This window comes from Leisingera sp. F5 (assembly GCF_001593695.1).
The window spans coordinates 1-1,955 of record NZ_LUKH01000636.1 but is presented as its reverse complement, the minus strand read 5'-3'; the positions used below and the strand labels follow the sequence as shown (position 1 = coordinate 1,955).

3 protein-coding genes are annotated in these 1,955 nt (G+C 58.7%); all 3 read left to right on the top strand.

Annotation, left to right across the window (positions count from 1 at the left end; genetic code table 11):
* Window positions 1-71 precede the first annotated feature (71 nt).
* Window positions 72-263, top strand: coding sequence for a Flp family type IVb pilin (locus A2I95_RS34190; protein ID WP_027259860.1), 192 nt, complete (start codon window positions 72-74; stop codon window positions 261-263).
* A 344-nt stretch (window positions 264-607) separates the two neighbouring features.
* The gene (locus tag A2I95_RS34185; protein ID WP_164982748.1) at window positions 608-784 is read left to right on the top strand and encodes a hypothetical protein; all 177 of its coding nucleotides are present in this window, start codon (window positions 608-610) and stop codon (window positions 782-784) included.
* A gap of 139 nt (window positions 785-923) precedes the next feature.
* Window positions 924-1,781, top strand: coding sequence for a Flp pilus assembly protein CpaB (gene cpaB, locus A2I95_RS34180; protein WP_027259861.1), 858 nt, complete (start codon window positions 924-926; stop codon window positions 1,779-1,781).
* Window positions 1,782-1,955 lie beyond the last annotated feature (174 nt).

The following is a 1,955-nucleotide window of genomic DNA, read 5'->3' as shown; positions in this document are numbered from 1 at the left end:
CAGGTGAGAGAGCAGACCCTGACGCAACGGAAAGACAACACCTATTCATAGATCCTTTGGAGGGACCAGCCATGATCAAATTCTTCACCAAATTCCGCAAGGACTTCCGCAAAGACGAATCCGGCGCCGTGACCGTTGACTGGGTCGTGCTGACCGCAGCTGTCGCTGCACTGGGCGGCGTGGTCTACACAGCTGTTCAGGATGGCGCATCCACCCTGGCCAGTGACACCGGTTCCTACCTGAAAGGCAAGAAGCCGACCTGATCGCAGGCGGCGGCATTTAATCCGCACCGCGGCGCAGCAATTCGGGTCGCTCTCTACGGAGGGCGGCCTTATTTATTCGGCACCTCTGCAATGAGGCCGATCCCCCGTAAAGTTTAGTGGCGAATTCAGCCGATTTTGATGAGCATAGGACGTAGGAAGCAAGACGAACTCTGTGCCGAAAAAGGCTTCCTTTCTGACCTCTCACATTAATAGGCTATTAGGCAAAAAACACAGGATTACGCCCCATTAACGCCCTATTCATGAAGCTTAATGATACTAACACGGGATTGCTCTCAGCAGGCGATCCTATCCCTTGACCCCCTTTGGGCAGCGAGGTCCGCCACATGAAGAAACTATGGTCATTCATTGCCAGCGACGACGGGGCGATAACCGTTGACTGGGTTATCCTGGCCGCCGCCGCAATCGGGCTTGCTGTTTTGATTGCCGGAATGACGCAAGACGGCGCGCTTGGACTGGCCCAGGGGCTGGCAGACTTTATGAGCAACTGGAACTTTGGCTGAGGCTTGGCGGACACCACCAATTGCCGCCTGCCCCGCCGCAGGTCCGGCAAGCGGGCAGGCAATGCCGCCACAGTTCGAGTGATCCAGCAGCCGGTTCCGCCCCACGGGGCGCCGGCTGAAATCTATGAGAGGTAACACAATGCGTGCAGTTTTCGGACTTGTACTGATCGTCGGTGTGGCCCTCGCGGGCGGCGCCGTCATGATGGCCAAAAACTATATCTCGGCCTATCAGAATGAACTGGCGCGCGAACGCGCTGCCCGCGCCGAAGCGGTGCCTTTGGTAGATGTTTTTGTCGCCACCAAGCCCTTGAAATACGGCGAGCGGCTATCTCAGGACGCAGTGCGCACTGTGCGCTGGCCCGAAGATGCTATTCCCGAAGGTGCCTTTACCACCCATGAAGAGCTGTTTCCGCCGCATAACGGTGATGATCTGCGGGTGGTGCTGCGCGCCATGGAGACGGATGAGGCCATCATGGCCCTCAAGGTCACGGCACCTGGAAAAGACGCTGGCATCACATCGCGGTTGCAGCGCGGCATGCGTGCCTTTGCAATCAAGGTCGATGTCTCCTCAGGCGTTTCGGGTTTCCTGCGGCCTGGAGACAAAGTGGACGTTTATTGGACCGGTATGATGCCGGGATCGGCCGGCGACCGCGGTGAGGTCACCCGCTTGATTCAGACCAACGTGGAACTGGTGGCCGTGGACCAAAGCGCCGGCGGCGACATCAACGAAGCCATCATCGCCCGGACCGTTACCGTTGCGGCCCACCCCAGGCAAGTCGCCGCGCTGGCACAGGCGCAAACCACCGGACGCCTGTCGCTTGCCCTGGTCGGCGCCGGGGATGACACCATCGCTTCGGTTGTTGAAGTGGATCAGCGCACGCTTCTGGGCCTGGGCGCACTGGAAGCGCCGCAAGAGGTGGAAAAGGAAAAAGTATGTACCATCCGCACCCGCCGCGGTGCTGAGGTGGTGGAAATTCCGATCCCATGCACCAACTAGGAAATTCATTTCTGCGCAGACGTTTAACAGGCTCAGCCGCCCCTTTTCAGCGAAGGGCGGCTGTTTTGCCTGTTGCGCAGGCCCCACAATGGCCTCCGGTCAGGAACACCCCCGAAGCCATTGATTCTTGCAATAATTCGGGATCTGCACCACAGTGCCCGAAAGAGCGGGCAA

Excerpts from the sequence above, each read along its gene's own strand:
- cpaB (WP_027259861.1), top strand. The coding sequence starts at position 924 with ATGCGTGCAGTTTTCGGACTTGTACTGATCGTCGGTGTGGCCCTCGCG.
- A2I95_RS34185 (WP_164982748.1), top strand. The coding sequence starts at position 608 with ATGAAGAAACTATGGTCATTCATTGCCAGCGACGACGGGGCGATAACC.
- A2I95_RS34190 (WP_027259860.1), top strand. The coding sequence starts at position 72 with ATGATCAAATTCTTCACCAAATTCCGCAAGGACTTCCGCAAAGACGAA.